A 23,864-nucleotide genomic window follows, 5' to 3' on the forward strand; every position below is an offset into this window, starting at 1 on the left:
TTCCTTCTTTGGTTCCGAACAACTGATGTGTCATTGCTGATTTTCTGCGGAGTTGGACTTGAGCTCAGGGGCTATTCCCACGCACAGCCAATCGGTGATCCGGGAGGCCATGGTTTCCTGGTTGGGCTTCGCGGGCGAGGCCGGACTGCCCAGCCACATTTCGCCGGCATTGCGGACAAGTCCGATTGCCGCCGTGGGCCAGTAGTCAATGAGTGCTTCCTTTTCCGCCCCCAGGTGTTCCCTCATGGGTCGGGCAATCATGGCGCTGATCGATTCGAAAAAGTGACCGAGGGCCCCGGAAGCGGCGATGGCGTCCTGAGCCGAGGGCTCGCCGTGCGTGAGCCGGGTGATGAACGCGTAGACGGCGGGGCTGGACTCCGCCATCTGCAAGTACGCGGAGACCATGGCGAACAAGCCTTCGCGTGGAGTCTGCGCGCTTTCCGCCGCTTCCTTCATCCGCCGTTGCATTTGTCCCAGCACTACTTCGCCCATTGCCTGTTGCAAGCCGGCTTTGTCCCCGAAGTACCGGTAGTACACGGACTTGGAGGTGTTGGCGGCGGCGGCGATGTCCTCCATGGACGCATCGCTGCCCAGCGCATGGACAGCTTTGCGCGCGGCTTTGATGAGTTCGCGGCGGCGTTCCTCACGGTGACTTTGCCAGCGGGCGGTGCGGCCGTCGACGACGGGGCTCCCGCCGCCTGCCGGGGCGGCGGTCCCGGCAGGGGGATCGGCAGAAAGTGCTGGGCTGGGGATGTTCACGATACTCAGCGTATCAGGTACGCTGAGTATCAGTAACCAGGTTTGATCAAAAGGAGAAACACATGCCTGCAGCAGCACAGCCCGCGAGCGCACCACAGGAAACCTCCGAAGGCCAGGGCACACTCCGCAAGGCCGTAGTGGTTGGCGGCAACAGGATCCCCTTTGCTCGGACCGGCGGCGCTTACACCAAGTCATCCAACCAAGACATGTTGACGGCGGCCCTGGCCGGGTTGATCGCGCGTTTCGGACTCCAGGAGGAGCGGATCGGTGAGGTTGCGGCAGGAGCTGTGCTCAAGCACTCCCGCGACTTCAACCTGACCCGCGAAGCGGTGCTTGGCTCAGCCCTGTCACCAGAGACGCCTGCTTACGATCTCCAGCAGGCGTGCGCCACGGGCCTTGAGACCGTTCTTGGCCTCGCCAACAAGATCAAGCTGGGTCAAATCGATTCGGCCATCGCAGGCGGCGTCGACTCTGCGTCCGATGCCCCCATTGCCGTCAGTGAGGGCCTTCGCGAAATCCTGCTCGACCTCAATCGGGCCAAATCGCTCCCCGAGCGGCTCAAGGTCCTCTCGCGGCTGCGTCCCAAGGACCTCGCCCCGGATGCTCCGAACACTGGGGAACCGCGGACCGGCCTGTCCATGGGTGAGCACCAGGCCCTGACCACGGCCCAGTGGAAGATCAGCCGCGAAGCCCAGGACGAGCTCGCGTTCAACAGCCACCACAACCTCGCCGCCGCCTACGAACGTGGCTTCTTTGATGACCTCGTGACTCCGTACCGCGGGCTCAGCCGCGATTCGAACCTCCGGCCGGATACGTCCATGGAGAAGCTTGCCACCCTCAAGCCCGTCTTCGGCAAGAGCCTTGGAGCCGAGGCGACCATGACGGCCGGCAACTCCACCCCGCTTACGGACGGTGCATCCACAGTGCTGCTGGGTGCAGAGGAATGGGCCGACGCCAGGGGCCTGCCCAAGCTCGCGGTTGTCGTCGACGGCGAGGCGGCCGCCGTCGATTTCGTCCATGGCAAGGATGGCTTGCTCATGGCGCCGGCCTTTGCCGTGCCGCGGCTTCTCGCCCGCAACGGGTTGTCCTTCGAAGACATCGACTTCTTCGAGATCCATGAAGCCTTCGCAGGCACGGTCTTGAGTACGCTTGCGGCGTGGGAAGACGAAGAATTCGCCCGCACCCGTCTGGGATTGGACGGGGCCCTCGGCAAGATCGACCGCGCCAAGCTTAACGTCAACGGCTCCTCCCTGGCCGCCGGCCATCCCTTCGCTGCCACTGGTGGAAGGATCGTCGCCTCGCTGGCGAAGATGCTCCACGAGAACGGCCCGGTGGACGGACGTCCGGCTCGTGGGCTCATTTCCATATGCGCCGCCGGGGGACAGGGCGTCGTCGCGATCCTCGAGGCCTACTCCGCTCCCGAAGGGCGGTAGCCGGCATGACCGACAAATACACGCAGTTTGTCAGCCACGGGTTCGGGAAGGACCTGGCCAAAAAGCTCGGACTGCCCCAACCTGCCGTGCTACGGAGGTACAAAGCGGGAGAACCGCTGGTTCCAGGGCCGGTACTTTTGCTGGGGAGCGGGAACGGGAACGCAGCAGGTGCCGATGAACTGGCTTCTGTGCTGCTCGGCTGGGGGCTGGACGTGAGGCGAAATGCCCTACCCAAGGAAAAGCTAGGAGCGATCATCCTAGTGCTCGACGACGTCGAGCATCCCCAGGACCTTGCCGGCCCCGTTCTCACGGCTGCGCAATCGCTCCGAGATTTGGTCCCGTGCGCAAGAGTCGTCACGATCTCCCGCACCTCGGCATCTGCGGAAAGCCCGGCGGTTGCCGCGGGCCGCCAAGGCATTGACGGGCTGTTGCGTTCGCTTGCCAAGGAACTCAGGGCGGGTGCTACCGCCAATGGCATTCTTCTCGGGGACGGCGCCGGCACCACCAGCCCCAGCACACTCGGTGCGCTGCGCTTTTTCTTGTCGGGTCGGTCCGCATTCGTGGATGGGCAGTTCCTGACGGTCACCACAGGTGTCGGTCAGCTTCCCACTGACGCTGACAGGCCCTTGGCCGGCAAAGTAGCTGTGGTAACCGGGGCCGCTCGGGGAATTGGTGCGGCGATCGCGCGAACCCTGTACCGCGACGGCGCCCGGCTGGTGGTGGTCGACATTCCCGCCGCGGGGGACCACCTCGCGGCCGTAGCCAACGAGGTGCACGGCACCGCCCTGCAGCTGGACATCACGGCGGAGAACGCCGGCGAGCGGATCATCGCCCACGCGATGGAACGTCACGGCGGCCTCGATATCGTCATCCACAATGCCGGTATTACTCGGGACAAGCTCCTGGCCAACATGGACGAAAGTCGCTGGAACTCGGTCATAGGAGTGAACATCGCCTCGCAGTTGCGAATCAACGAGGCGCTCCTGGCGTCTGGGCGGTTCGATAAATCCCCCAGGATTGTCTCGGTGGCTTCCACGAGCGGTATCGCGGGGAATCGCGGGCAGACCAACTACGCGGCTTCCAAGGGCGGAGTGATCGGAATGGTCCGAGCCACTGCACCCCTGCTGGCTGAAAGCGGTGGCTCCATCAACGCCGTAGCCCCCGGGTTCATCGAGACCGAGATGACTGCCCGGATCCCCTTTGCCACGCGTGAGGTGGCGCGACGGCTCAATTCCCTCCAGCAGGGCGGCCGCCCGGGCGACGTCGCTGAGGCCATCGCGTTCCTGGCATCGGATGCGGCCGCCGGCATCTCGGGCGAGGTGCTCAGGGTGTGCGGGCAGAACCTGGTGGGTGCATGAGTACAGAACAACCGCTCATCCTGGGCGACGTGCCGTCCCTCTCGAAGCTGTATGTGAACGCAGCTGCTACTGCGGCGCGTCGGAGGATGTTGGGTTTCCAGGCTGCCACCGTGCTCCCTCAAGGAAGCCATGAGGTCCGGGGGGTGCAAGCCGACGTCGGGAACCTCACCGCATACCAGCACCTGATCGGAGAGAGCGCCAGCGACGTGCTGCCTGCCGGCTTCATTCACGCCCTCGCGTTCCCGGTGGCCATGAGTGTGCTGAACCGCGACGACTTCCCGCTTCCACTGCTCGGAATGATCCACCTGCAGAACCATGTGGAGCAGTTGCGGGCGGTCCAATTCAGCGAACTGCTCGACATCCGGTCCTGGGCCGAGGACATGCGCGGCCACAGGGCGGGAACCCAGCTGGACGTCGTCGCCGAGGTCCGTTCAAGCACCGACGGGGCCTTGCTCTGGCGAGGTGTTTCGACGTACCTGGCCAAGGGAGTGTTCTTGCCAGGAGTCGATAAGGCGACGACGGCCGCCGCGCCGGGAGAGTTCACTCCTCCGGCGCTGACGGCCGTCTGGCAGCTCGGCGTGGATACGGGGCGCCAGTACGCCGCGGTGTCCGGGGACTTCAATCCGATCCACCTGAGCCTCCTCTCGGCCAAGGCGCTTGGCTTGCCACGGTCAATCGCGCACGGCATGTACCTTGCCTCCCGCGCCTTGGCGGACGTTGGTTCGGTGAAATCGGAGGCGTTCCATTGGGACGTGAAGTTCGAGGCACCCGTGTTCCTCCCGGCGCGGGTGGCCTTGGAAATCAGCACGCTCCACTCCGCCTCGGGGGCTTGGGAGGCTTCTGACTATGTCGCCTGGAACCCCCGGAGCGGAAGGAGGCACTTCAGCGGATCCGTGACGGCGCTGTAGGGCGTCGGGGAGTCGGCTGCAGCAAGCGGCTACGACGACGGCGGTCACCCACGCGGGTGACCGCCGTCGTCGTCTCTTGGGTCCGGTTCGCCGGCGTGCGGGAATTCGCGGAAATGAAATTCAATAAATGTGATGAATGCCGCATCGATCGCTGAAAACGCAAATTCATATTAAACAAACAAGGCCCGGAATCATTGCGATTCCGGGCCTTGCAATTGTGCGCGGAGGGGGACTTGAACCCCCACCCCCTTTCGAGGACTAGCACCTCAAGCTAGCGCGTCTGCCATTCCGCCACCCGCGCAGGTGGTGTTCGGAGCCTTCGTTCTGCGCCTCTCGGCGCTTCTCTTTCCTCCGAAGCAGCGAGAAAAACTCTAACACGGTTTCTGGGAAATAAAAAAATCGGAGCCGGCCACGGTGCCGGGACCGGCAATTAGTTCCTGTCAGTCCGCGTCAAAACGCCGGAAAACACGCGGCCAAACGGGCAGCCGGTGGGTAGGCTGGGGGAAGCGCGCGGGAGCGTCCGCACCTTGACGCCCGGCCGCCGGAGTACACGAATCCCAGCCAGCGAGGAGAGTTCCATGACTGATATCCGACCCGAGGACGAGGTAGTCCGGATTTGCCAGGAACTCATCCGGATAGACACCTCGAACTTCGGTGACGATTCTGGTCCCGGCGAACGCGCTGCAGCCGAATACGCCGCGGCGCTGATTAGCGAAGTGGGATTGGACGCTGAAATCTTTGAATCCGCTCCGGGACGGGCCAACGTCGTGACGCGCATGGCGGGGGAGGATCCCTCGGCCGGGGCCCTGGTTGTGCACGGCCACCTTGACGTGGTTCCCGCGCTCAAGGACCAGTGGTCCGTGGATCCCTTCAGCGGTGAACTCAAAGACGGCCTCATCTGGGGGCGCGGCGCCGTGGACATGAAGGACATGGATGCCATGATTCTCTCCGTCATGCGCGACTTCGCGCGGACGGGACGCAAGCCCAAACGAGACATCATCTTTGCGTTCTTCGCTGACGAGGAGGCCGGAGGCAACCACGGTGCGCGCTACGCCGTCGAACACCGACGTGAGTTGTTCGACGGCGCTACGGAAGCGATCTCGGAAGTGGGTGGCTTCTCGGCCACCATCGGAGGTCAGCGCACCTACCTGCTCCAGACCGCGGAGAAGGGCCTTTCGTGGCTGCGGCTGGTGGCCCACGGCCGGGCCGGGCACGGCTCGCAAATCAACACGGACAACGCCATTACCCGTCTGGCGGGCGCGGTCACTCGCATCGGTGAATACCGATGGCCGGTCGAGCTGACCCCTACCACCCGACAGTTCCTGGACGGTGTCACCGAACTCACCGGCGTCGAATTCGATCCGGACAATCCCGAGATCCTGCTGAAGGAACTCGGCACTGTTGCACGCTTCGTCGGTGCCACCTTGCAAAATACGTCCAACCCCACGCTGTTGCGCTCGGGCTACAAGCACAACGTGATCCCCGAATCGGCAGAAGCATTGGTGGATTGCCGCACGCTCCCCGGCCAGCAGGACTTGGTCTTCGAAACCGTCAAAGAACTTGCCGGCGACGGCGTGGACGTCAGCTACGTCAACAAGGACGTGTCACTCGAGGTACCGTTTGCCGGCAATCTGGTAGACGCCATGATCGATGCACTCCACTCAGAGGACCCCGGAGCCAAGGTCTTGCCGTACACGCTGTCCGGCGGCACCGACAACAAGTCGCTCAGCAAGATCGGCATCACGGGCTACGGTTTCGCCCCGCTGATGCTCCCGGAGGAACTCGACTTCACGGGTATGTTCCACGGAGTTGACGAACGCGTCCCGGCCGATTCCCTCAAGTTCGGATCCAGGGTGCTCAATACCCTGCTGAGCAACTACTAAAGGAGCATGGGTTGATTCCCGAGGCAATCCTGCCAGACGAGCTGCTGGATCGTATTCGGGGCCGCGCCGCGGGATACGACCAGAACAACTCGTTCTTCCACGAGGACCTTGTAGAGCTTGCCGCGGCGGGGTACCTGAAGATCTTCGTCCCAGAGCGCGACGGCGGACTGGGACTCGGGCTCGAAGCTGCGGCTGCGCTGCAGCGCCGGCTCGCCACGGCCGCTCCGGCCACGGCGTTGGCCGTCAATATGCACCTTGTCTGGACCGGCGTCGCGCATGTCCTGGCGGCCCGCGGGGACAACTCCCTCGAATTTGTCCTCAAGGAGGCCGGCCAAGGCGAGGTCTTTGCCTTCGGGATTTCCGAGGCAGGCAATGACTCCATGCTCTTTGACTCAGGGACCAGGGCCGAACCGCAGCACGACGGCGGGTACAGCTTCACGGGGCGCAAAATCTTCACGAGCCTGTCACCGGCCTGGACCCGCCTCGGGATCTTTGGCAAGGACGGTGCCGCACGGGACGGAGCGGGAGAGCTGGTCTTCGGCTTCATCCAACGTGATGCTCCGGGTCACCAGACGCTGGCTGATTGGGACACCCTGGGCATGCGCGCCAGCCAATCGAACACCACGCTCTTGCAGGATGCCGTGGTTTCACCGGAGCGCATCTTCCGGAAACTGCCGGTGGGGCCAAACCAGGATCCGTTGATCTTCGCGATTTTCGCATGCTTCGAAACGCTGCTCGCCGCGGTGTACACGGGCATCGGGGAGCGGGCATTTATCTTGGCTGTCGAGGCCGCCAAGCGCCGGACCTCGGCAAAGTACGGCGGCCGAAGCTTCTCCCAAGACCCGGACATCCGCTGGAGGATCGCCGATGCCGCCATGGCGATGGATTCCATCCAGCCGCAACTGGCGTCCGTTGCCCGTGACGTGGATGCCCTGGTTGACCATGGGGCCCAATGGTTCCCGAAGTTTGTCGGACTTAAGGTGCGGGCAACCGAGAACGCCCGGAGCGTGGTGGACGTGGCAATCCGCGTTTCCGGCGGGTCCAGCTATTTTTGTGGCTCCGAACTTGAGCGGTTGTATCGCGACGTTCTGGCCGGGATATTCCACCCTTCCAACGACGAGTCTGCGCACACCACGGTCGCTAACGCGTGGCTCGGCCCGCTCGAAAGCTGAATTGCTCGAAGGCGGGAGCGCACGAAGGATGGACTGTGGACCCCGGAAACGAGGCCCGCAGCTAGACGGTGCGCTGCACGTTGAGTACCCTGCGGCGCAGCCAAAACCGGCGTCCGCCGCCAATATAGAGGATGCTGCGCTCCAGTTCCCACTTGCCATATTCGGAGTGCTCCACGAGCCGACGCCGCGCCTCGGGCAAGGAATCGTCAGGGCTGACAGTCAGTACGAGATACTCGTACTGCCTTGCGTAGTCCCGCTGACGCTCTACCGAACTGCTCAGAAATTGTTCTCTCATCCCTCTCCATTTTCGTCTTTTTCGGGCTAACGTGAAGTCATGAGCATCGATCCGCGTGTCGCGCTTCAGTCATTGACAGCCGCCTTGGAAGAGCACCTGATTGCCGCTTCCGCCCGCCGGGGCGAAGGAGATCCCACTGTGGAGGCAGCGTTTTTCGCCGTCGCAGATGCCTTTGAGGTATATGAGGACTCACTATACGAGGCCTACTCGGAAGTCACACCCCTTCAGGTGTTTGACGACGATGAAGAAGACGACGACGAGGAGAACAACGAGCTCCTCGACGAGGATGAGCTGGAGATCCTTGATCAGTAATGCCGGGCCAGTATGCCGATCAGTAATGTCGCGGTTTCAGCTGAGTCAGATCGCGGAAACGTCCTCCAGCGCGCGGGAGATCTCGGTGGGAAGAGGCGCCAGTTGCGCATCGAGCAGTTCCTTGAGCTGGACAGTGTTGCGCGATCCCACAACTGCTGTTGACACGCCCGGGCGGGACAACAGCCAGCTGAGCGACACGTCCACAGCCGAGCGTCCCAATCCACGCCCAGCCATGGCCACTGCTTCGACGATTCGCGCTCCACGCGCGTCGAGATATTTTTCGGCGTAGCTGCTCAGGAGACCTTCGGCCGCACGCGTGTCGGAAGGGATCTGTCCCCTGTACTTGCCACTGAGCACGCCGCGGCCGAGCGGCCCCCACGCCATGAGGCCCAGGCCGGCGTCCTCGACGGCGGGCACCAGCTCCTCCTCCGGCTTCCGATGCAGGAGCGAGTATTCAGATTGGTTGGCGACGATGGTGAATCCCGCCACCGCGGCCGCCTTGGCTGTCTGCCAACCGTTGTAGTTGGAAATGCCGACGTACCGCGCGCGCCCGGACCGCAGTGCGAGGTCGAGCGCGGAAAGTGTTTCGTCCAGCGGGACGTTGCCATCAAAGGCATGGGCGAACCAGATGTCGACGTAATCCGTTCCCAAGCGGGCAAGGCTGGCGTCGAGCGCGGACAACATGGAGCCTCGGGAGGCATCGACAGTGCGTCGGCCGTCCGACGTCGAGACGCCTGCCTTCGTCGAAAGGACTACCTCCGAACGCGCCACAACGTCGCCCAGCATGGACCCCAGGAGAGCCTCGGCTTGTCCACCCGCATAAGAGGCTGCGGTGTCAATCATGGTGCCGCCTGCAGCAACGAAGGTGTGGAGCAGTTCCCGTGCATCCTGTTCGTCCGTTTCTTCCGCCCAGGACATGGTGCCCAGGGAAAGGGTGGACACCCGAAACCCGCTGTTGCCGACGTAACGCTGCTGCATAGCTGATAGCTTACGGGGAGTTCGGGTAGTTCATGACGTAGGGTCTATTCACGTGAACTGGATAGAAGCGGCCTTCCTCGGCCTCGTGCAAGGCCTGACAGAATTCCTTCCGATTTCTTCAAGCGCACACCTGCGTATTGTCGGCTCATTCCTGCCCAATGCGGCAGATCCCGGTGCTGCTTTCACGGCCATTACGCAGCTGGGCACGGAGACGGCCGTCATTGTCTTCTTTTGGCGGGACATCGTCAGGATTGTGCGGGCTTGGTTCGGATCGCTGCGCGGCAAAGTGGCGAAGGACGATCCCGACGCCCGGATGGGTTGGCTGGTCATTCTCGGCAGCCTGCCCATCATCGTGCTTGGACTGCTCTTCCAGGACCAGATCGAGTCCGTCCTCCGCAGCCTGTGGATCGTGGCCACCATGCTTATCGTCTTCGGCATGATCCTTGCGGTGGCCGACGCCGTTGGCCGGCAGAAACGGGAGTTGAGCCAACTGACCTACAAGCACGGCATCCTGTACGGGCTGGCCCAGGCCATGGCGCTCATCCCCGGCGTATCCCGTTCGGGCGGAACCATTACAGCCGGCCTGTTGATGGGCTACACCCGTGAAGCCGCCGCGCGGTACTCTTTCCTGTTGGCGATCCCGGCCGTCTTCGGAAGCGGCCTGTACCAGCTGTACAAGGTGGTGTCGAAGGAAGGAATCACCGGACCCTTCGGCCTTCCGGAAACAGCGCTGGCTACGGTCATCGCCTTCGTTGTGGGCTTCGTCATCATCGGCTGGTTCCTCAAGTTCATTTCCACCCACAGCTACCGTGCCTTCGTGTGGTACCGCATCCTCCTTGGCCTCGCCCTCTATGTATTGCTCGGTTTCAATGTCATCAGCGCCTAGCACTATGGTTGAGGCTGTGAAATCGTGGATCTCCCGCCCTGTGCCTGAACTGCCCGGCAGCATGCCCCAACTGCGACTGTTTGATACCGCCCTTAAGGCACTGGTGGACATCGAACCGCGCGGCGATCAATCCATGTACGTCTGCGGCATCACGCCCTACGACGCCACCCACATGGGCCACGCGGCCAGTTACGTCGCCTTCGACCTGCTCAACCGAGCATGGCGGGACAGCGGTCAGCGGGTTGCCTACGTCCAGAACGTCACCGACGTCGACGATCCCCTCCTGGAGCGCGCCACCGCCACCGGCGTTGACTGGCGCGAGCTGGCAGCGAGCCAGATTGAGCTTTTCCAGACCGACATGGACGCCCTCAACGTGCTGGCACCCAACCACTACATCGGTGCCGTTGAGGCCATCCCCATGATCGTCCCGGCGATTGAACAACTGATCACGGACGAACTCGCCTACCGGGTGCATGGCACCGGCGGCGAGCCCGACGGCGACGTCTATTACGACGTCGAGGCCGCGGGCAAACGCTCGGACAGCCCGGATGCCTGGACCCTCGGCGACATCTCAGGTCTCGGTGAAGTGGAAATGCTGGAACTCTTCGCCGAACGCGGGGGAGATCCCGGCCGTTCCGGCAAACGCAATGCGCTCGATCCATTGCTGTGGCGCGTTGCCCGCGACGGTGAGCCAAGTTGGCCCGGTGCAAGCTTGGGCGAAGGGCGGCCCGGTTGGCATATTGAGTGCACGGTCATCGCCCAGAAGTACCTGCCCGCTCCCTTCACCGTGCAGGGCGGCGGCTCGGACCTCGTGTTCCCGCACCACGAAATGGGCGCCGGACACGCATATTCGCTTCGCGGAGTACCCTTGGCGCACCACTATGCCCACGCTGGAATGGTTGGCCTGGACGGCGAAAAGATGAGCAAGTCGAAGGGCAACCTGGTGCTGGTCTCGAAGCTCCGCGCCGCGGGGGAGGAGCCTGCGGCAATCCGCCTGGCGATCCTGGCAAACCACTACCGCTCGGATTGGTCCTGGACCGATGAAGGATTCGCCAAAGCCAAGGAACGCCTTTCAACGTGGCGTACCGCCCGGGACATTGCTCCCGAAGGGACGGCGTTGGAACTCCTGAAACGGATGCGTGCCGAACTGGCCAATGACCTCAACGCGCCTGGCGCGATCGCTGCCGTCGACGCCTGGGCAGCGGCCGCCCTCAGCGAGCCGTCCAATGCAAAGCACGGCGCGCTGGACGCAGCGCTGGTGAGCGACGCCGTCAACGGATTGCTCGGCGTCGAACTGTAGCTACGCTCCCGAAACGAAAATCGACCCGGGTCCCTGCGGGATAAGCCCTGGCGGCACGGCCGTCAGGGCTTATCTTTGCCCCGGCGCTTGAGGTAGCGCTCGAATTCGCGGGCGATGGATTCACCGCTTGCTTCGGGAAGGTCGGCCGTGTCTTTGGCTTCTTCGAGCTGCCGGACGTAGGCGGCGATTTCCGGATCCTCGGTGGCCAACTCGTCCACGCCGCGCTCCCACGCCTCGGATTCCTCGCTCAATGCATGCGTTTCCAAGGGCACCTGGAGAAGATCCTCGATCTTGTTCAAGATGGCCAGTTGCGCCTTGGGGGAGGGCGCCTGCGCGACATAGTGCGGCACGGCCGCCCACAGCGATACGGTGGGCAGGCCCGCGAGCAGGGCGAATTCGGCCAGGACGCCGACAATGCCTACCGGCCCCTCATACTGCGAGGCCTCCAGGTTCAAGCGCTGCCTCAGTCCACTATCGTCCGACGTGGTGCTGACGGGGATCGGGCGGCTGTGTGGGACATCGGCCAAGAGGGCGCCAATCAGCACAACGTAGTCAACCTTGAGCGTTTCGGCGTGAACCAGAAGCTCTGCGGTGTAGGCGCGCCAGCGGTAGGAAGGCTCCGTGCCAAGCACGAACACCACGTCCACATTGCTGTCCGGGACGCTGGCCTTGTAGAGGCGCGTGGAAGGCCATTTCACCTTGCGGGTTCCTGCCGCGGTGCGTCGAACCGTCGGCCTCGTGAACTGGAAGTCGTAGTAGTCGTCGGCATCTACGGATGCCACTTTCTTCCCTTGCCACAACTTGTTCAAGTAGTGCAAGGAATCACTGGCGGCCTCACCGGCGTCGTTCCAGCCTTCGAAAGCCGCCAGCATCACCGTGATGCGCTGGCCCTCGGGTACAGGCTGGAGAAGGCGCTCAGGCTCCGGTGAAGTGGCCTGTCCGTCAGGGGCTCCGTCCAAACTGTTCATCCACTCACCCTACGTCCAAGACCGCCACCCACGCATGGCCTTGAGGGGGTCGGCGTGGCCACACTTCGCCCCCGGCGTAGAACGACAATTGCCTCCTGTCCTTCCACGTAGACTTGAGGCATGCATGCCTCAGCCACCCAGCCCCTCCTCAAAGCCGCGCTATGGGATATGGATGGCACCCTGGTGGACACCGAGCCGTACTGGATTGCTGCAGAACGCGCCCTCGTAGAGTCCCACGGCGGCATGTGGAGCCATGAACAAGCCATGCAGCTCGTAGGACAGTCGCTGATGCACTCTGCAGGTATTCTTCAGGCGGCCGGTGTGAACCTGGCAAAGCGGGCGATCGTGGACATCTTGAGCGGCCAGGTCATCGACCGCCTCCGCGTCGAGGTGCCATGGCGGCCCGGCGCCAAGGAATTGCTTGACGAGCTCTACCAGACGGGCGTCCGCTGCGCGCTCGTAACGATGTCCGAAGGTCCCATGGCGCGGGAAGTCGTGGCGAACCTCCCCAAGCCGTACTTTGAATTCCTCATTACCGGTGACACTGTCGGCCAAGGAAAACCCCACCCCGAGGCTTATCTCACCGCCGTCGAGCGCCTCCAGAACACCGACCCTGAGCTGACCGCGGACCGTTGCGTCGCACTCGAGGATTCCGTTCCGGGAGTTGCGTCCGCGATCGCGTCCGGACTGGTGACCGTTGGAATTCCGCACCAGATGCCGCTTCCTGAGGACCCCCGCAGGGCAACTTGGGACACCCTCCAGGGCAGGAAGGTCGCCGACCTTGAAGCACTTGTTGTTGCCCGTGCCTCGGCCAATGTGCTGGATAACGCCCTCCTCGGACAGGCAAACTAGGTGAGCACTCCCCGGAATGGCGGCCACAGCACCCGTGGCGGCAGGAAGGACGGGATACCGCTCGGCCGCATAGCTGGGATCCCCGTCTATCTTGCGTATTCCTGGTTCATCATTGCCGCGTTCACGGTCGTCGTCTATGGACCCGCGCTGCTCGTGAGGAACCACTCCTTGGGAATTGGCGCCTACTTTGTTGCCTTTGCCTACGCGCTCCTTCTTGCGCTCTCAGTGCTCGTGCACGAACTGGCCCACGCGCTGAGCGCCAAGGCCTTCAAATGGCCCACCGAGAAGATCGTGTTGAACCTCTGGGGCGGGCACACGCAATTTGAGGGCTTCATCGCCTCCCCGGGACGCTCGGTTGTGGTTGCCTTGGCAGGACCCGCCGCCAACTTTGTCCTCGCGGGCGCAGCCTGGCTAATGCTGGAGGCAGGTGTCATCACCGGGGTAGGGGACACCCTGACCAACATTTTCATGTGGGCCAACCTGCTGATCGGGATTTTCAATGTGCTCCCGGGTCTTCCCCTTGACGGGGGTCGCTTGGTGGAGTCCGCGGTATGGAAAGCGACAGGAAGCCAGGAAAAGGGAACAGTGGCGGCCGGATGGGCCGGACGGGTCATCGTGATCGTCCTGGTTCTTTGGTTCATCGCCTTACCCTTGCTGAGTGGCAGCACGCCAGACGTGAGTTTGATGCTCATCACACTCCTGGTCTGCAGCTTTCTTTGGATGGGCGCTTCAGGTGCCATCAGGCACGCAACCCTCCGCGGCCGCCTCCACTTGGTGAGTGCCGCCGCGCTGGCCGAACCCGCCGTCGGGATTCCGAACTCGGCCACCGTCGCGGATGTCCTGCGCGTGGCACCCTACGGTATTCCCGCCGTTGTGATCTGTGGACCGGACGGACGGCCACAAGGACTCGTTGATCCTGCGGCCACTGCAGCCGTGCCGGCCTCGGAGGTATCCACCACCATGGTCACAGCAGTTTCAACTCCGCTCGCCGAGGGCGCCTACGTACCCAGGACATCAAGCGGCCAGGAGCTGATCCAGTATTTGGCCCAGCTCAGCGGCGGCGAATATGCCGTGGTGGATGAAATCGGCACCGTCACGGGTCTGCTAAGGCAGCAGGCCGTAGTGACGGCGATTACAGGTAAAGTAGCCCGCCGGAGCGGGCGCCCGTAGGACCTTTCCCGGTAGAGTTACCTGCCGGCCGCGAAAAAACCCGGCCGGCAGTGCGCATCCCTAAGCAGTAACTGCGGCAACAATTGACGGCCCAGCCGTACAGGAGCGAGGAAATACCCATGAGCAGCGAAACCGCCGCCAACTACACGGCCACCGCCGCCGCCAACCCTGCCATCCAGCCGACTGGTGCGGCACGGCGCCGCGGGCCGTTCCGAGTGGGTGAGCGGGTCCAGCTCACGGACGAACGTGGCCGGATGAACACCATCACCTTGGAAGAAGGCGGGGCCTTCCACACGCACCGCGGCTTCCTGAACCACGATGAAATCATCGGCCAGGTTGACGGCTCCGTGGTGGCCAACAACATCGGTCAGCAGTACCAGACGCTCCGGCCGCTGCTCTCAGACTTCGTGCTGTCCATGCCCCGCGGAGCTGCAGTGGTGTACCCCAAGGATGCCGGGCAGATCGTCACCATGGCCGACATCTTCCCGGGCGCGCGCGTTGTGGAAGCCGGCGTGGGTTCCGGTGCTCTTTCGATCTCCCTGCTTCGTGCAGTGGGCGACGGCGGTTACCTGCACTCTTTCGAGCGCCGCGAAGAATTCGCCGACATCGCCCGTGGCAACGTTGAAACCATTTTCGGCGGCCCGCACCCGGCCTGGAAGATCTCGCTGGGCGACTTCCAGGAGGAAGTAGTCCGCAGCGAAGAACCAGGATCCGTGGACCGTGTGGTGCTCGACATGCTGGCTCCTTGGGAATGCCTTGATGCGGTGGCGACGGTCCTGGCCCCCGGCGGCGTGTGGATCAACTATGTAGCCACCGTCACCCAGCTCTCCCGTACTGCCGAAGCCATCCGTGCCGACGGCCGGTTCACGGAACCAGACGCCTGGGAGTCCATGGTCCGTGGCTGGCACCTCGAGGGCCTCGCCGTCCGTCCTGACCACCGCATGGTGGCCCACACCGGCTTCCTGCTCGTGACGCGTCGCCTCGCGGACGGTGTTACCGGAATTTCCGTCAAGCGCCGTCCGTCCAAGACGGAGTTCAGCGAAGAAGACTTGAATGCCTGGACGCCGGGAGCCGTCGGGGAGCGGGCGGTTTCCGACAAAAAACTTCGCCGTGCGGCACGCGACGCGATTGCCGGGACCAACGTCAAGGACGAGCCCTCGCCCTCGCACTAGTCAAACATCACAAACTGGTCCGCATTCCGGATGTCACAGGTTTCCCGACGCTTTTGAGGGCTAAGGTCTATTTATAGAAAGCGGGAAGGAGCTGATGCTTCGTGGATACGTCGAACAATGACTTCGGGCGGACAACACCTGAGGAGCCATCGAACAAGGCCGTGGCTGAAGGAAAAGTGGGACATGGCGGTGGAGCAATTCAACCGGCGGAGGACGCCGGTGAGCTCACCGTTGCGGAACGCCAGATAAACATCCTTCGCGACAAGCTGCGCCACATCGACCGTCAGTTGGCCGCCGCCACCCAGAACAACACCAAACTCGTGACCATGCTGGAAACGGCCAAGGCCGAAATCCTGCGGCTCAAGGGCGCCCTCGAACAAGACGGCCAACCGCCTTACAGCTTCGGGACCATCCTTCAAATCAACCCCCGGCGGCAGCCAACGGCAGGCAGCACGGGGCAGGCGGCCACCGAGGAATCGGTTGACATCTTTAATGCCGGCCGAAAGATGCGCGTAGGCGTCAGTCCGCTCGTGAACCTGAACCAGCTGGCGGTTGGGCAGGAGGTCCTCCTCAACGAGGCCCTGCTCGTGGTAACCGGCCTAGGCTATGAAAGGGCTGGCGAACTCGTCACGCTCAAGGAAATGCTTGGCACCGACCGCGCCCTGGTGGTTGGCCGGGCAGACGAAGAGCGGGTTGTCAGGCTTTCAGGCGCCCTGCAGAAAGTGCACCTGCGCGTCGGTGACGCACTGTCGCTCGATTCCCGCACCGGCTATGCCCTTGAGAAAGTGCCCCGGGCGGAAGTTGAGAACCTTGTCCTCGAGGAAGTCCCCGATATCACCTACGAGGATATCGGCGGCTTGGGCCCGCAAATCGAACAAATCCGCGACGCCGTCGAACTGCCGTTCCTTCATCCGGACCTGTACCGGGAACACGGACTTAAGGCGCCCAAAGGCATCCTGCTTTACGGCCCTCCGGGTTGTGGCAAGACGCTTATCGCCAAGGCCGTGGCCAACTCCCTAGCCGCGCGCGCGTCCGAACGGGCAGGCAACGTGGACCTGAAGAGCTACTTCCTGAATATCAAGGGTCCTGAACTCCTTGACAAATACGTTGGCGAGACAGAGCGCCACATCCGCCTGATCTTTGCGCGTGCCCGGGAAAAGGCCTCGGATGGCAGCCCCGTGGTGGTGTTTTTCGACGAAATGGACTCACTGTTCCGCACCCGCGGCACAGGTGTCTCCTCCGACGTCGAGACAACCATCGTCCCGCAGCTCCTCAGCGAGATCGACGGCGTCGAGCGGCTGGACAACGTGATCGTCATTGGCGCCTCGAACCGCGAAGACATGATCGACCCCGCCATTCTTCGCCCGGGCCGGTTGGACGTGAAGGTCAAGATCCACCGACCCGACGCAGAGGCGGCTGCTGACATTTTCGCCAAGTACATCACCACCGACCTGCCCTTCCATGCGACGGATCTGGCTGAACACGGCGGCGATGTGCAGGCCACCGTGGATGCCATGATCCAGCGCACCGTTGAAGCCATGTACTCCACCGAGAAATCCAACGAGTACCTCGAAGTCACCTACGCCAATGGCGACACCGAGATGCTCTACTTCAAGGACTTCAATTCCGGAGCCGTTGTCCAGAACGTGGTGGACCGGGCCAAGAAGTACGCCATCAAGGACCTCCTGCTGACCCAGCAGAAAGGCCTGCGGATCGATCACTTCCTGCGCGCCGTCGTCGATGAATTCCGCGAACACGAGGACATGCCCAACACCACCAACCCGGATGACTGGGCACGCATCTCAGGCAAGAAGGGCGAACGCATCACGTATATCCGCACCATCGTCCAGGGCAAGGCCGGCCAGGAGCCCGGGAAGTCGATCGAGACGACTCCCAACACCGGCCAGTACCTGTGACGGCCCGGCCGGAAGGCCTGCCCTCGGAGAAACTTCCCGTGGGCGGGGCCATGCGGGTCATGGGATCGGAAACCGAATACGGTATCCACGCGCCCACGGCGCCCGGGGCGAACGCCACCATGATGTCCGCGCGAATTATTCAGGCCTACGCGAACCTGACGCGGCAGCGGGCGGCGGGGGGCGCGGAAACCCGGTGGGACTATACGGACGAAGAACCACTGCACGATGCACGCGGTTGGACGCTTGAGCGCAGTGCGGCAGATCCCAGCCAACTGACTGACAGGCCTCCCGTGCTTGACGCCGAGGCCGTTGCGCTTGCCTATGGGCGGCAGGAGCTCGAAGCCGATGGCAGCGACGAATCTGGTTCACTGCTGATGAACATGGTCCTCGGTAACGGGGCGCGCCTGTATGTGGACCATGCCCATCCGGAATACTCCAGTCCCGAGGTCACGAATCCCCGCGACATCGTTGCTTGGGACGCGGCCGGCGATCTGGTGGCCTTGGCCACGGTTCGGAAGGTCGCAGCCGATCCCGATTTGCCGGCCATCAACCTGTACAAAAACAACACCGACAACAAATCGGTGTCCTACGGTTCCCACGAGAACTACCTCATGCCGCGATCGGTGCCGTTCGGGGAGATCGTCCGTGGCCTGACGCCGTTCTTCGTCACGCGCCAAGTCATCTGCGGGGCAGGGCGACTCGGCAAGGGCCAGGACGGTTCGACTGCCGGATTCCAGATCAGTCAACGTGCGGACTTCTTCGAAGCCGAGGTTGGACTGGAAACCACCATCAGGCGTCCGATCATCAACACCCGCGATGAGCCCCACGCAACGGCGGACAAGTACCGTCGCTTGCACGTCATCATCGGCGACGCCAACCTGAGCCAAGTGTCCAACTACCTGAAGTTTGGCACCACGGCGCTGGTCCTGAGCCTCATCGAAGCCGGCCAAGCCCCGAAGATCGAAGTGCATGAGCCTGTGGCAGGACTGCAGGCAATCAGCCACGACACCTCCCTGACTGCTACGGTCAGGCTTCTTGACGGCCGACGTGTAACAGCGCTGGATATCCAGTGGATGTATTACGAGGCTGCGGCCAAACTTGCCCAGGAGAGCGGTGTCTCCGATTCGTTCAGTGGAGACGGCCATACCCGGGATGTCCTGGACCGCTGGGAGTCGACATTGGGGCTTCTGGGGAGCAACCCCGCTGGTGCCGCGTCTTCTGTCGAGTGGCTCGCCAAGATGTCCCTGTTGGATGGCTATCGGAACCGTGACGGACTGGAATGGAACGACGCCCGCTTGGGGCTGATCGATTTGCAGTGGTCTGACGTGAGGCCGGAGAAAGGCTTGTACTACCGCATGCTTTCCCGTGACCGCATGCAGAAGATCGTCGACGACGCAGCCATCAGCCGCGCCGTCGTCGAACCGCCATCGGACACGAGGGCATATTTTCGCGGGAAATGCGTTTCCAGTTTCGGTAAGGACGTAGTGGGCGCCAGTTGGGATTCGGTCATTTTCGACGTTCCCGGCATTGGCAAACTTCAACGGGTGCCCACGCGGGAACCCCTCCGGGGCACGGAAGCACTCACCGGCCAGCTCTTTCAAAAGCACGCCACCGCGGGTGCCTTCCTCCGTGAATTGCTCGGACTGGACCCGTCCCCGCCCGCCTGAACCGGCAGGGGATGAAAGGCCGTCAAACGGGCTCTTAAAACCGCAGCGTCGCGGCCCGCCCCGTGGCAGTATGGCATTACAGGAAGTCCCCGTTGCCGGGGATGGACAGAATGGAGAAGGAAATGGCAGCTCAGGAGCAGCAGCAACCGCAGTCCCGCGACGTCGAGACAGAAGCTGACGTCCCGGAGGCACCGCCCGCAGCACCAGAAGCGCAGGCTTCGGTCGCCACCCAGGGCGTGGACGATCTCCTCGACGAAATTGACGGTGTCCTTGAATCGAACGCCGAAGAGTTCGTACGGGCGTTCGTGCAAAAGGGCGGCCAGTAAGAAGCCGCCAGCTAATCTCAGGGCCCGGCCGGCGCGAGGCCGCCGGGCATCGGATGTCAGAGTCGAAGGAGCGCAGCAATGCAGGATCCAGCAGCCGGCCATCTGGCCACCCAAGCAACGTCTTCGTTCACAGAGCATCTGCAACGCTCCAGGCCTGAACTCCTTCCCTTCAATCAAGCGCTTCCCGTGGGACAGATCCCTCCGGTGCCCCATGCCACAACAATCGTTGCCCTGAGTTATCCGGGTGGCGTCCTGATGGCGGGGGATCGGCGCGCCACCATGGGCAACGTGATCGCCAGCAGGCACATCGAGAAAGTCTTCCCGGCCGACGATTACTCTGTCCTGGGCATTGCCGGCACTGCCGGGCTCGCCATCGACATCACGCGGTTGTTCCAGGTGGAATTGGAACACTACGAAAAGATCGAAGGCACGCTGCTGAGCCTGGATGGCAAGGCCAACCGGCTCGGGGCCATGATTAGGGGCAACCTGCCGATGGCCATGCAGGGTCTCGCAGTGATTCCGCTCTTCGCGGGCTTCGATCAGGCAGCCGGCGTGGGACGGCTCTTTTCCTACGATGTGACCGGCGGACGATACGAGGAATTGGAGCACCACTCCGTGGGCTCCGGTGCCGTGTTCGCCCGTGGTGCCCTGAAGAAACTGTGGCGGCCGAACCTCACCGAAGAGGAGGCAGTCGCCGTCGCCGTCGAAGCCCTCTATGACGCCGCCGACGACGACTCCGCCACAGGCGGTCCGGATCCAGTCCGCCAACTCTGGCCGGTGGTGTACACGGTCAATCGCGCCGGTGCCCGTCGGGTTTCCGAACGGGAGTTGGCGGCGATCGCCGGAACCATTATTGAAGCGCGCGCAGTTGCCGGACGGGAGGCCTGATATGACCCAGCAGTTTTATGTTTCGCCCGAGCAGCTGATGAAGGACCGCGCGGATTTCGCGCGGAAGGGCATCGCCCGGGGCCGTTCAGTTGTCGTGATCAGTTGCGCGGACGGTATCGCCTTGGTGGCGGAAAACCCATCGCCGTCCCTCCATAAGATCGGTGAGATCTACGACAAGATCGCCTTCGCCGCGGTGGGCAAGTACAACGAGTTTGAGAGCCTCCGGCAGGCTGGTGTGCGCTACGCCGACGTCCGCGGCTATTCGTATGATCGCGAGGACGTTACTGCCCGCGGGCTGGCGAGCGTCTATGCGCAGAGCCTCGGCGCCGTCTTCACCGCGGAACAGAAGCCGTTCGAAGTGGAGCTTGCGGTGGCAGAGGTCGGGCACACCCAAGCCGAGGATCATCTGTATCGGCTGACCTTTGACGGTTCCATTGCCGATGAGAACGGCTTTGTGGTCATGGGCGGCTTGGCCGAGCAAGTAGCTGAAGTCGTGGCTGCTGGCTGGCAGGCCGAGCTTAGCCTGGCCGGCGCCCTACGCCTGGCGGTCAAGGCACTGGCCACGGACAAAGAGGTGGACGCCCTGCCCGGGACCGCTGTCGAAGCCGCAGTGCTGGACCGAAGTCCGGAAAGCGGGCGCGGGTCCCGTCGGGCTTTCCGCCGGCTCCGGGCAGAAGAAATCACGCAGCTGCTGGCAGGGGAGGCCTGAGATGGACAAAAGAATATTCGGGATAGAAACCGAGTTCGGTATTTCGTATTCGAGCCCGGATTCTAGGCCCTTGGCCCCCGAGGAAGTCGCCAGGTACCTTTTCCGCAAGGTGGTGAGCTGGGGACGCTCCTCCAACGTCTTCCTGACCAATGGCTCGCGCCTCTACCTCGACGTCGGCTCACACCCGGAATACGCCACGGCGGAATGTGACGACCTTGCGCAGCTGATCGCCCACGACCGGGCGGGTGAACTCATTCTCGATGACCTCGTAGACGAAGCGCAGGCGCGCCTTGCGGCCGAGGGATTCAACGGCACGGTCTACCTGTTCAAGAACAACACCGATTCCGCCGGAAACTCCTACGGCAGCCACGAGAACTATTTGATTCCCCGGCGGGGTGAGTTCTCGCGGCTCGCCGAGATCCTCATTCCCTTCCTCGTCACACGGCAGCTGATCGCTGGTGCGGGCAAGGTCCTGAAAACGCCCCATGGTGCCACCTTCGCGTTCTCTCAACGGGCAGACCACATTTGGGAAGGCGTATCTTCGGCAACCACCAGGTCCCGCCCCATCATCAACACGCGCGATGAGCCGCACGCGGATGCCGAATTCTTCCGTCGCCTGCATGTGATCGTTGGGGATTCCAACATGTCCGAGACGAGCGCCCTGTTGAAGGTGGGAACGGTGGATCTGCTCCTGCGGATGATTGAGGCCGGAGTCATCATGCGGGACATGCGCATGGAGAACCCCATCCGTAGCATCCGCGAAATCTCCCACGATCTGAGCGGCAAAGCCTTGGTGCGCCTGGCCAACGGGAGGCAACTGACGGCCCTGGATATCCAGCGCGAATACCTCGCAAAGGTCAGCGCCTTCGTGTCCTCGAACGGGGCCCACAACCCCCACGTACCGCTCATCCTGGACCTCTGGGAGCGCACGCTCAACGCCATCGAAAGCGGCGACACCAGTGGGATCGACACCGAAGTGGACTGGGCCATCAAGAAGAAGCTGATGGATGGCTATATGCGTCGCCATGGAATCGGCCTGGATTCCTCGCGGATCGCGCAACTGGATCTTACCTATCACGACATATCGCGCAGGCGCGGGCTCTTCTTCCTGCTCCAGTCACGTGGTGCTGCCCGGCGCCTGGTGGCAGACACAGACATCAAGGACGCCGTGGATGCGCCGCCACAAACCACCAGGGCCAAACTCCGCGGCGACTTCGTCCGGCGGGCCCAGGAACTTGGCCGTGACTACACGGTGGACTGGGTCCATTTGAAGTTGAACGATCGCGCCCACCAGACGATTTTGTGCAAGGACCCCTTCCGTAGCGTCGACGAGCGGGTGGATGCCTTGTTGGACTCAATGAGCTGACTCCCAGCTTCACCGGTTATTCTGGAGGTTGGCCTTTGACGGGCCTCTACGTGCATGGCCGAGCCTGGCCCGGCCGTGCTCTCCTTTTGCCCCGACGAAAGTTCATTTGTGCGACGTCTACTAGCAATTCTTATCCCCGGCCTCTTGCTGCTCACCGCCTGCGGCGGAAGCCCGGCACCAACAGCAACTCCGGAGCCCACCAGTCAGTCCGCCGGCGAAGTCGCCAAGCTGGATTCCCTCAAGGTCTCCGACAATGGAGACAAGAAGGCTCCCGGCCTGGAATTCACCAAGCCGTTGGACGTAACGCAGCCGACCATCAAACTGGTCAGCGACGGCACCGGCGACAAAGTGAAGGCCGGCCAGATCGCTGAGATCACCTACATCGCCGTCGACGGCAAAGATGGCAAGACCCTTGAAGACACCTTCACTACGGGACCCATGCCGGTCGAACTGAACGACCAGCTCAAGACCGGCAGCGCTGTGCTCTACAACGCGTTGGTCGGCGCGAAAGTGGGCGCCGACATCGCTTTCGCCGTCCCCGGAACTGCGGCGAGCGGAACAACAGCGGCAACTTCGTCGCAGCTGGTGGTCTTCAAGATTACCTCCGTCAAGGACGCCACCAAGGCCCTGGATAAGCCCGAGGGCGATACCGTGACGCCTCCTGCGGGCCTTCCCACAGTGAAGGTCGATGACAAGGGGATCCCGCAGATCTCAGTCGACGGAGCGACGGCACCGCAGAGCCTTGTTGCCCAGGACCTGATCAAGGGCAAGGGCGCAGTCGTGAAGGAAACGGACACCCTGACGGTCAACTACGTCGGCGTCAACCTGGTGGGCGGCAAGAAGTTCGACTCCAGCTACGACCGTGGAAAGACTGCAAGTTTTGCGCTGAACGGCGTCATCAAGGGATGGACCCAAGGCCTTGCCGGCAAGACAGTCGGCTCCAGGGTTCTTCTGGTTATCCCCAAGGACCTCGCTTATGGCGACGCCGGTCAAGGCGACGCGAAGGGCGATCTCGTCTTCGTCGTGGACATCCTCGGCGCCAACTAGCTTCGGCAAATATTCACACCGCATTGTCCCTATCAAATTGAGGAGTACCCATGTCATTTGGTCAGCGTGATTACGACCGCACTAAGCCGGAAATCGACTTCCCGGAGGGCGACGTCCCCACGGAACTCGTCATCAAGGACCTCATCGTCGGTGACGGCGCCGAGGCTCAGGCCGGCGACACCGTGTCTACTCACTACGTTGGCGTTGCGTGGTCCACCGGCGAGGAATTCGACGCATCGTGGGGCCGCGGCGCGCCGCTGGACTTCCGGGTCGGCGTCGGCCAGGTCATCCAGGGCTGGGACCAGGGCCTTCTTGGCATGAAAGTGGGCGGCCGTCGCCGTCTCGAAATCCCCTCGGAGCTTGCCTATGGCTCCCGCGGCGCGGGCGGGGCCATCAAGCCCAACGAAGCCCTGATCTTCGTCGTGGACCTCGTGGCAGTTCGCTAGCTTCCACAGCATGAGAAGGCGCGTTTGCAGCCGGAGGAATCCGGCCGCAGACG

At 62.9% G+C, this 23,864-nt stretch carries 23 protein-coding genes and 1 tRNA gene; 19 read left to right on the top strand and 5 right to left on the bottom strand.

Translation table 11 applies throughout. From position 1 onward, the window contains the following. Positions 1-30 precede the first annotated feature (30 nt). The gene (locus AC1DLO_RS10220; protein WP_476889818.1) at positions 31-753 is read right to left on the bottom strand and encodes a TetR family transcriptional regulator; all 723 of its coding nucleotides are present in this window, start codon (positions 751-753) and stop codon (positions 31-33) included. A 68-nt stretch (positions 754-821) separates the two neighbouring features. Here AC1DLO_RS10220 and AC1DLO_RS10225 point away from each other — a divergent pair, with 68 nt between their 5' ends. The 3 genes from AC1DLO_RS10225 to AC1DLO_RS10235 are packed head-to-tail and all read left to right on the top strand — an operon-like array spanning position 822 to position 4,458. Beyond that, positions 822-2,192: an acetyl-CoA C-acetyltransferase gene (locus tag AC1DLO_RS10225; protein ID WP_476889659.1), complete on the top strand. Its 1,371-nt coding sequence runs from the start codon at positions 822-824 to the stop codon at positions 2,190-2,192. Positions 2,193-2,197: 5 nt separating this feature from the next. Continuing rightward, on the top strand, positions 2,198-3,550 hold the full coding sequence (locus tag AC1DLO_RS10230; RefSeq protein ID WP_476889660.1) for a 3-oxoacyl-ACP reductase: 1,353 nt from the start codon (positions 2,198-2,200) through the stop codon (positions 3,548-3,550). Beyond that, complete coding sequence (locus tag AC1DLO_RS10235; RefSeq protein ID WP_476889661.1) at positions 3,547-4,458, top strand: MaoC family dehydratase; 912 nt, start codon at positions 3,547-3,549, stop codon at positions 4,456-4,458. Before AC1DLO_RS10230 ends, AC1DLO_RS10235 begins: the two co-directional genes overlap by 4 nt. 218 nt (positions 4,459-4,676) lie before the next feature. Here AC1DLO_RS10235 and AC1DLO_RS10240 read toward each other — a convergent pair. Further along, positions 4,677-4,759 (bottom strand) — tRNA-Leu (locus AC1DLO_RS10240). Between the two features lie 277 nt (positions 4,760-5,036). On the opposite strand from AC1DLO_RS10240, the gene AC1DLO_RS10245 reads away from it, so the two are divergent. After that, complete coding sequence (locus AC1DLO_RS10245) at positions 5,037-6,341, top strand: M20/M25/M40 family metallo-hydrolase (protein WP_476889662.1); 1,305 nt, start codon at positions 5,037-5,039, stop codon at positions 6,339-6,341. A gap of 11 nt (positions 6,342-6,352) precedes the next feature. Next, positions 6,353-7,513 carry an acyl-CoA dehydrogenase family protein gene (locus tag AC1DLO_RS10250; RefSeq protein ID WP_476889663.1) on the top strand — a complete coding sequence of 387 codons (1,161 nt, stop codon included), beginning with the start codon at positions 6,353-6,355 and terminating at the stop codon, positions 7,511-7,513. Between the two features lie 61 nt (positions 7,514-7,574). Here the strand turns inward: AC1DLO_RS10250 and AC1DLO_RS10255 are convergent, their stop codons facing one another. Further along, positions 7,575-7,808 carry a DUF5703 family protein gene (locus tag AC1DLO_RS10255; protein ID WP_059389241.1) on the bottom strand — a complete coding sequence of 78 codons (234 nt, stop codon included), beginning with the start codon at positions 7,806-7,808 and terminating at the stop codon, positions 7,575-7,577. A gap of 39 nt (positions 7,809-7,847) precedes the next feature. On the opposite strand from AC1DLO_RS10255, the gene AC1DLO_RS10260 reads away from it, so the two are divergent. Then, positions 7,848-8,120, top strand: coding sequence for a hypothetical protein (locus AC1DLO_RS10260; protein ID WP_078108892.1), 273 nt, complete (start codon positions 7,848-7,850; stop codon positions 8,118-8,120). A gap of 45 nt (positions 8,121-8,165) precedes the next feature. On the opposite strand, the gene AC1DLO_RS10265 is transcribed toward AC1DLO_RS10260, so the two are convergent. Beyond that, positions 8,166-9,098: an aldo/keto reductase gene (locus AC1DLO_RS10265; RefSeq protein ID WP_476889664.1), complete on the bottom strand. Its 933-nt coding sequence runs from the start codon at positions 9,096-9,098 to the stop codon at positions 8,166-8,168. Positions 9,099-9,150: 52 nt separating this feature from the next. On the opposite strand from AC1DLO_RS10265, the gene AC1DLO_RS10270 reads away from it, so the two are divergent. Together AC1DLO_RS10270 and mshC are read left to right on the top strand one after the other, a co-directional pair. Further along, positions 9,151-9,984, top strand: coding sequence for an undecaprenyl-diphosphate phosphatase (locus tag AC1DLO_RS10270; protein ID WP_184735241.1), 834 nt, complete (start codon positions 9,151-9,153; stop codon positions 9,982-9,984). Positions 9,985-10,000: 16 nt separating this feature from the next. Next, positions 10,001-11,284, top strand: a complete 1,284-nt coding sequence (mshC, locus tag AC1DLO_RS10275; protein WP_476889665.1) for a cysteine--1-D-myo-inosityl 2-amino-2-deoxy-alpha-D-glucopyranoside ligase — start codon at positions 10,001-10,003, stop codon at positions 11,282-11,284. A 62-nt stretch (positions 11,285-11,346) separates the two neighbouring features. Here mshC and AC1DLO_RS10280 read toward each other — a convergent pair whose 3' ends face one another. Next, positions 11,347-12,252, bottom strand: coding sequence for a PAC2 family protein (locus AC1DLO_RS10280; RefSeq protein WP_476889666.1), 906 nt, complete (start codon positions 12,250-12,252; stop codon positions 11,347-11,349). A 120-nt stretch (positions 12,253-12,372) separates the two neighbouring features. On the opposite strand from AC1DLO_RS10280, the gene AC1DLO_RS10285 reads away from it, so the two are divergent. From AC1DLO_RS10285 to AC1DLO_RS10335, 11 genes are all read left to right on the top strand, one after another. After that, on the top strand, positions 12,373-13,104 hold the full coding sequence (locus tag AC1DLO_RS10285) for an HAD family hydrolase (RefSeq protein ID WP_476889667.1): 732 nt from the start codon (positions 12,373-12,375) through the stop codon (positions 13,102-13,104). Beyond that, positions 13,105-14,274, top strand: a complete 1,170-nt coding sequence (locus AC1DLO_RS10290; RefSeq protein ID WP_476889668.1) for a site-2 protease family protein — start codon at positions 13,105-13,107, stop codon at positions 14,272-14,274. Positions 14,275-14,393: 119 nt separating this feature from the next. After that, on the top strand, positions 14,394-15,446 hold the full coding sequence (locus AC1DLO_RS10295; protein ID WP_184735231.1) for a tRNA (adenine-N1)-methyltransferase: 1,053 nt from the start codon (positions 14,394-14,396) through the stop codon (positions 15,444-15,446). A 101-nt stretch (positions 15,447-15,547) separates the two neighbouring features. Further along, positions 15,548-17,362: a proteasome ATPase gene (gene arc / locus AC1DLO_RS10300; protein WP_476889669.1), complete on the top strand. Its 1,815-nt coding sequence runs from the start codon at positions 15,548-15,550 to the stop codon at positions 17,360-17,362. A 50-nt stretch (positions 17,363-17,412) separates the two neighbouring features. Beyond that, complete coding sequence (gene dop / locus AC1DLO_RS10305) at positions 17,413-19,029, top strand: depupylase/deamidase Dop (protein ID WP_476889819.1); 1,617 nt, start codon at positions 17,413-17,415, stop codon at positions 19,027-19,029. Positions 19,030-19,151: 122 nt separating this feature from the next. Next, positions 19,152-19,355, top strand: coding sequence for a ubiquitin-like protein Pup (locus AC1DLO_RS10310; protein WP_184735227.1), 204 nt, complete (start codon positions 19,152-19,154; stop codon positions 19,353-19,355). A 78-nt stretch (positions 19,356-19,433) separates the two neighbouring features. Next, on the top strand, positions 19,434-20,243 hold the full coding sequence (prcB, locus tag AC1DLO_RS10315) for a proteasome subunit beta (RefSeq protein ID WP_476889670.1): 810 nt from the start codon (positions 19,434-19,436) through the stop codon (positions 20,241-20,243). A 1-nt stretch (position 20,244) separates the two neighbouring features. Beyond that, a complete protein-coding gene (gene prcA, locus AC1DLO_RS10320) occupies positions 20,245-20,952 on the top strand; it encodes a proteasome subunit alpha (RefSeq protein ID WP_476889671.1) in 708 nt (235 codons plus the stop codon). A 1-nt stretch (position 20,953) separates the two neighbouring features. Continuing rightward, on the top strand, positions 20,954-22,318 hold the full coding sequence (pafA, locus tag AC1DLO_RS10325; RefSeq protein ID WP_476889672.1) for a Pup--protein ligase: 1,365 nt from the start codon (positions 20,954-20,956) through the stop codon (positions 22,316-22,318). Positions 22,319-22,426: 108 nt separating this feature from the next. Continuing rightward, positions 22,427-23,365, top strand: a complete 939-nt coding sequence (locus tag AC1DLO_RS10330) for an FKBP-type peptidyl-prolyl cis-trans isomerase (protein ID WP_476889673.1) — start codon at positions 22,427-22,429, stop codon at positions 23,363-23,365. A gap of 50 nt (positions 23,366-23,415) precedes the next feature. Beyond that, on the top strand, positions 23,416-23,811 hold the full coding sequence (locus AC1DLO_RS10335) for an FKBP-type peptidyl-prolyl cis-trans isomerase (RefSeq protein ID WP_184735218.1): 396 nt from the start codon (positions 23,416-23,418) through the stop codon (positions 23,809-23,811). Positions 23,812-23,864: the final 53 nt, after the last annotated feature.

The sequence above is a fragment of the Arthrobacter sp. 01T419 genome (assembly GCF_056398865.1).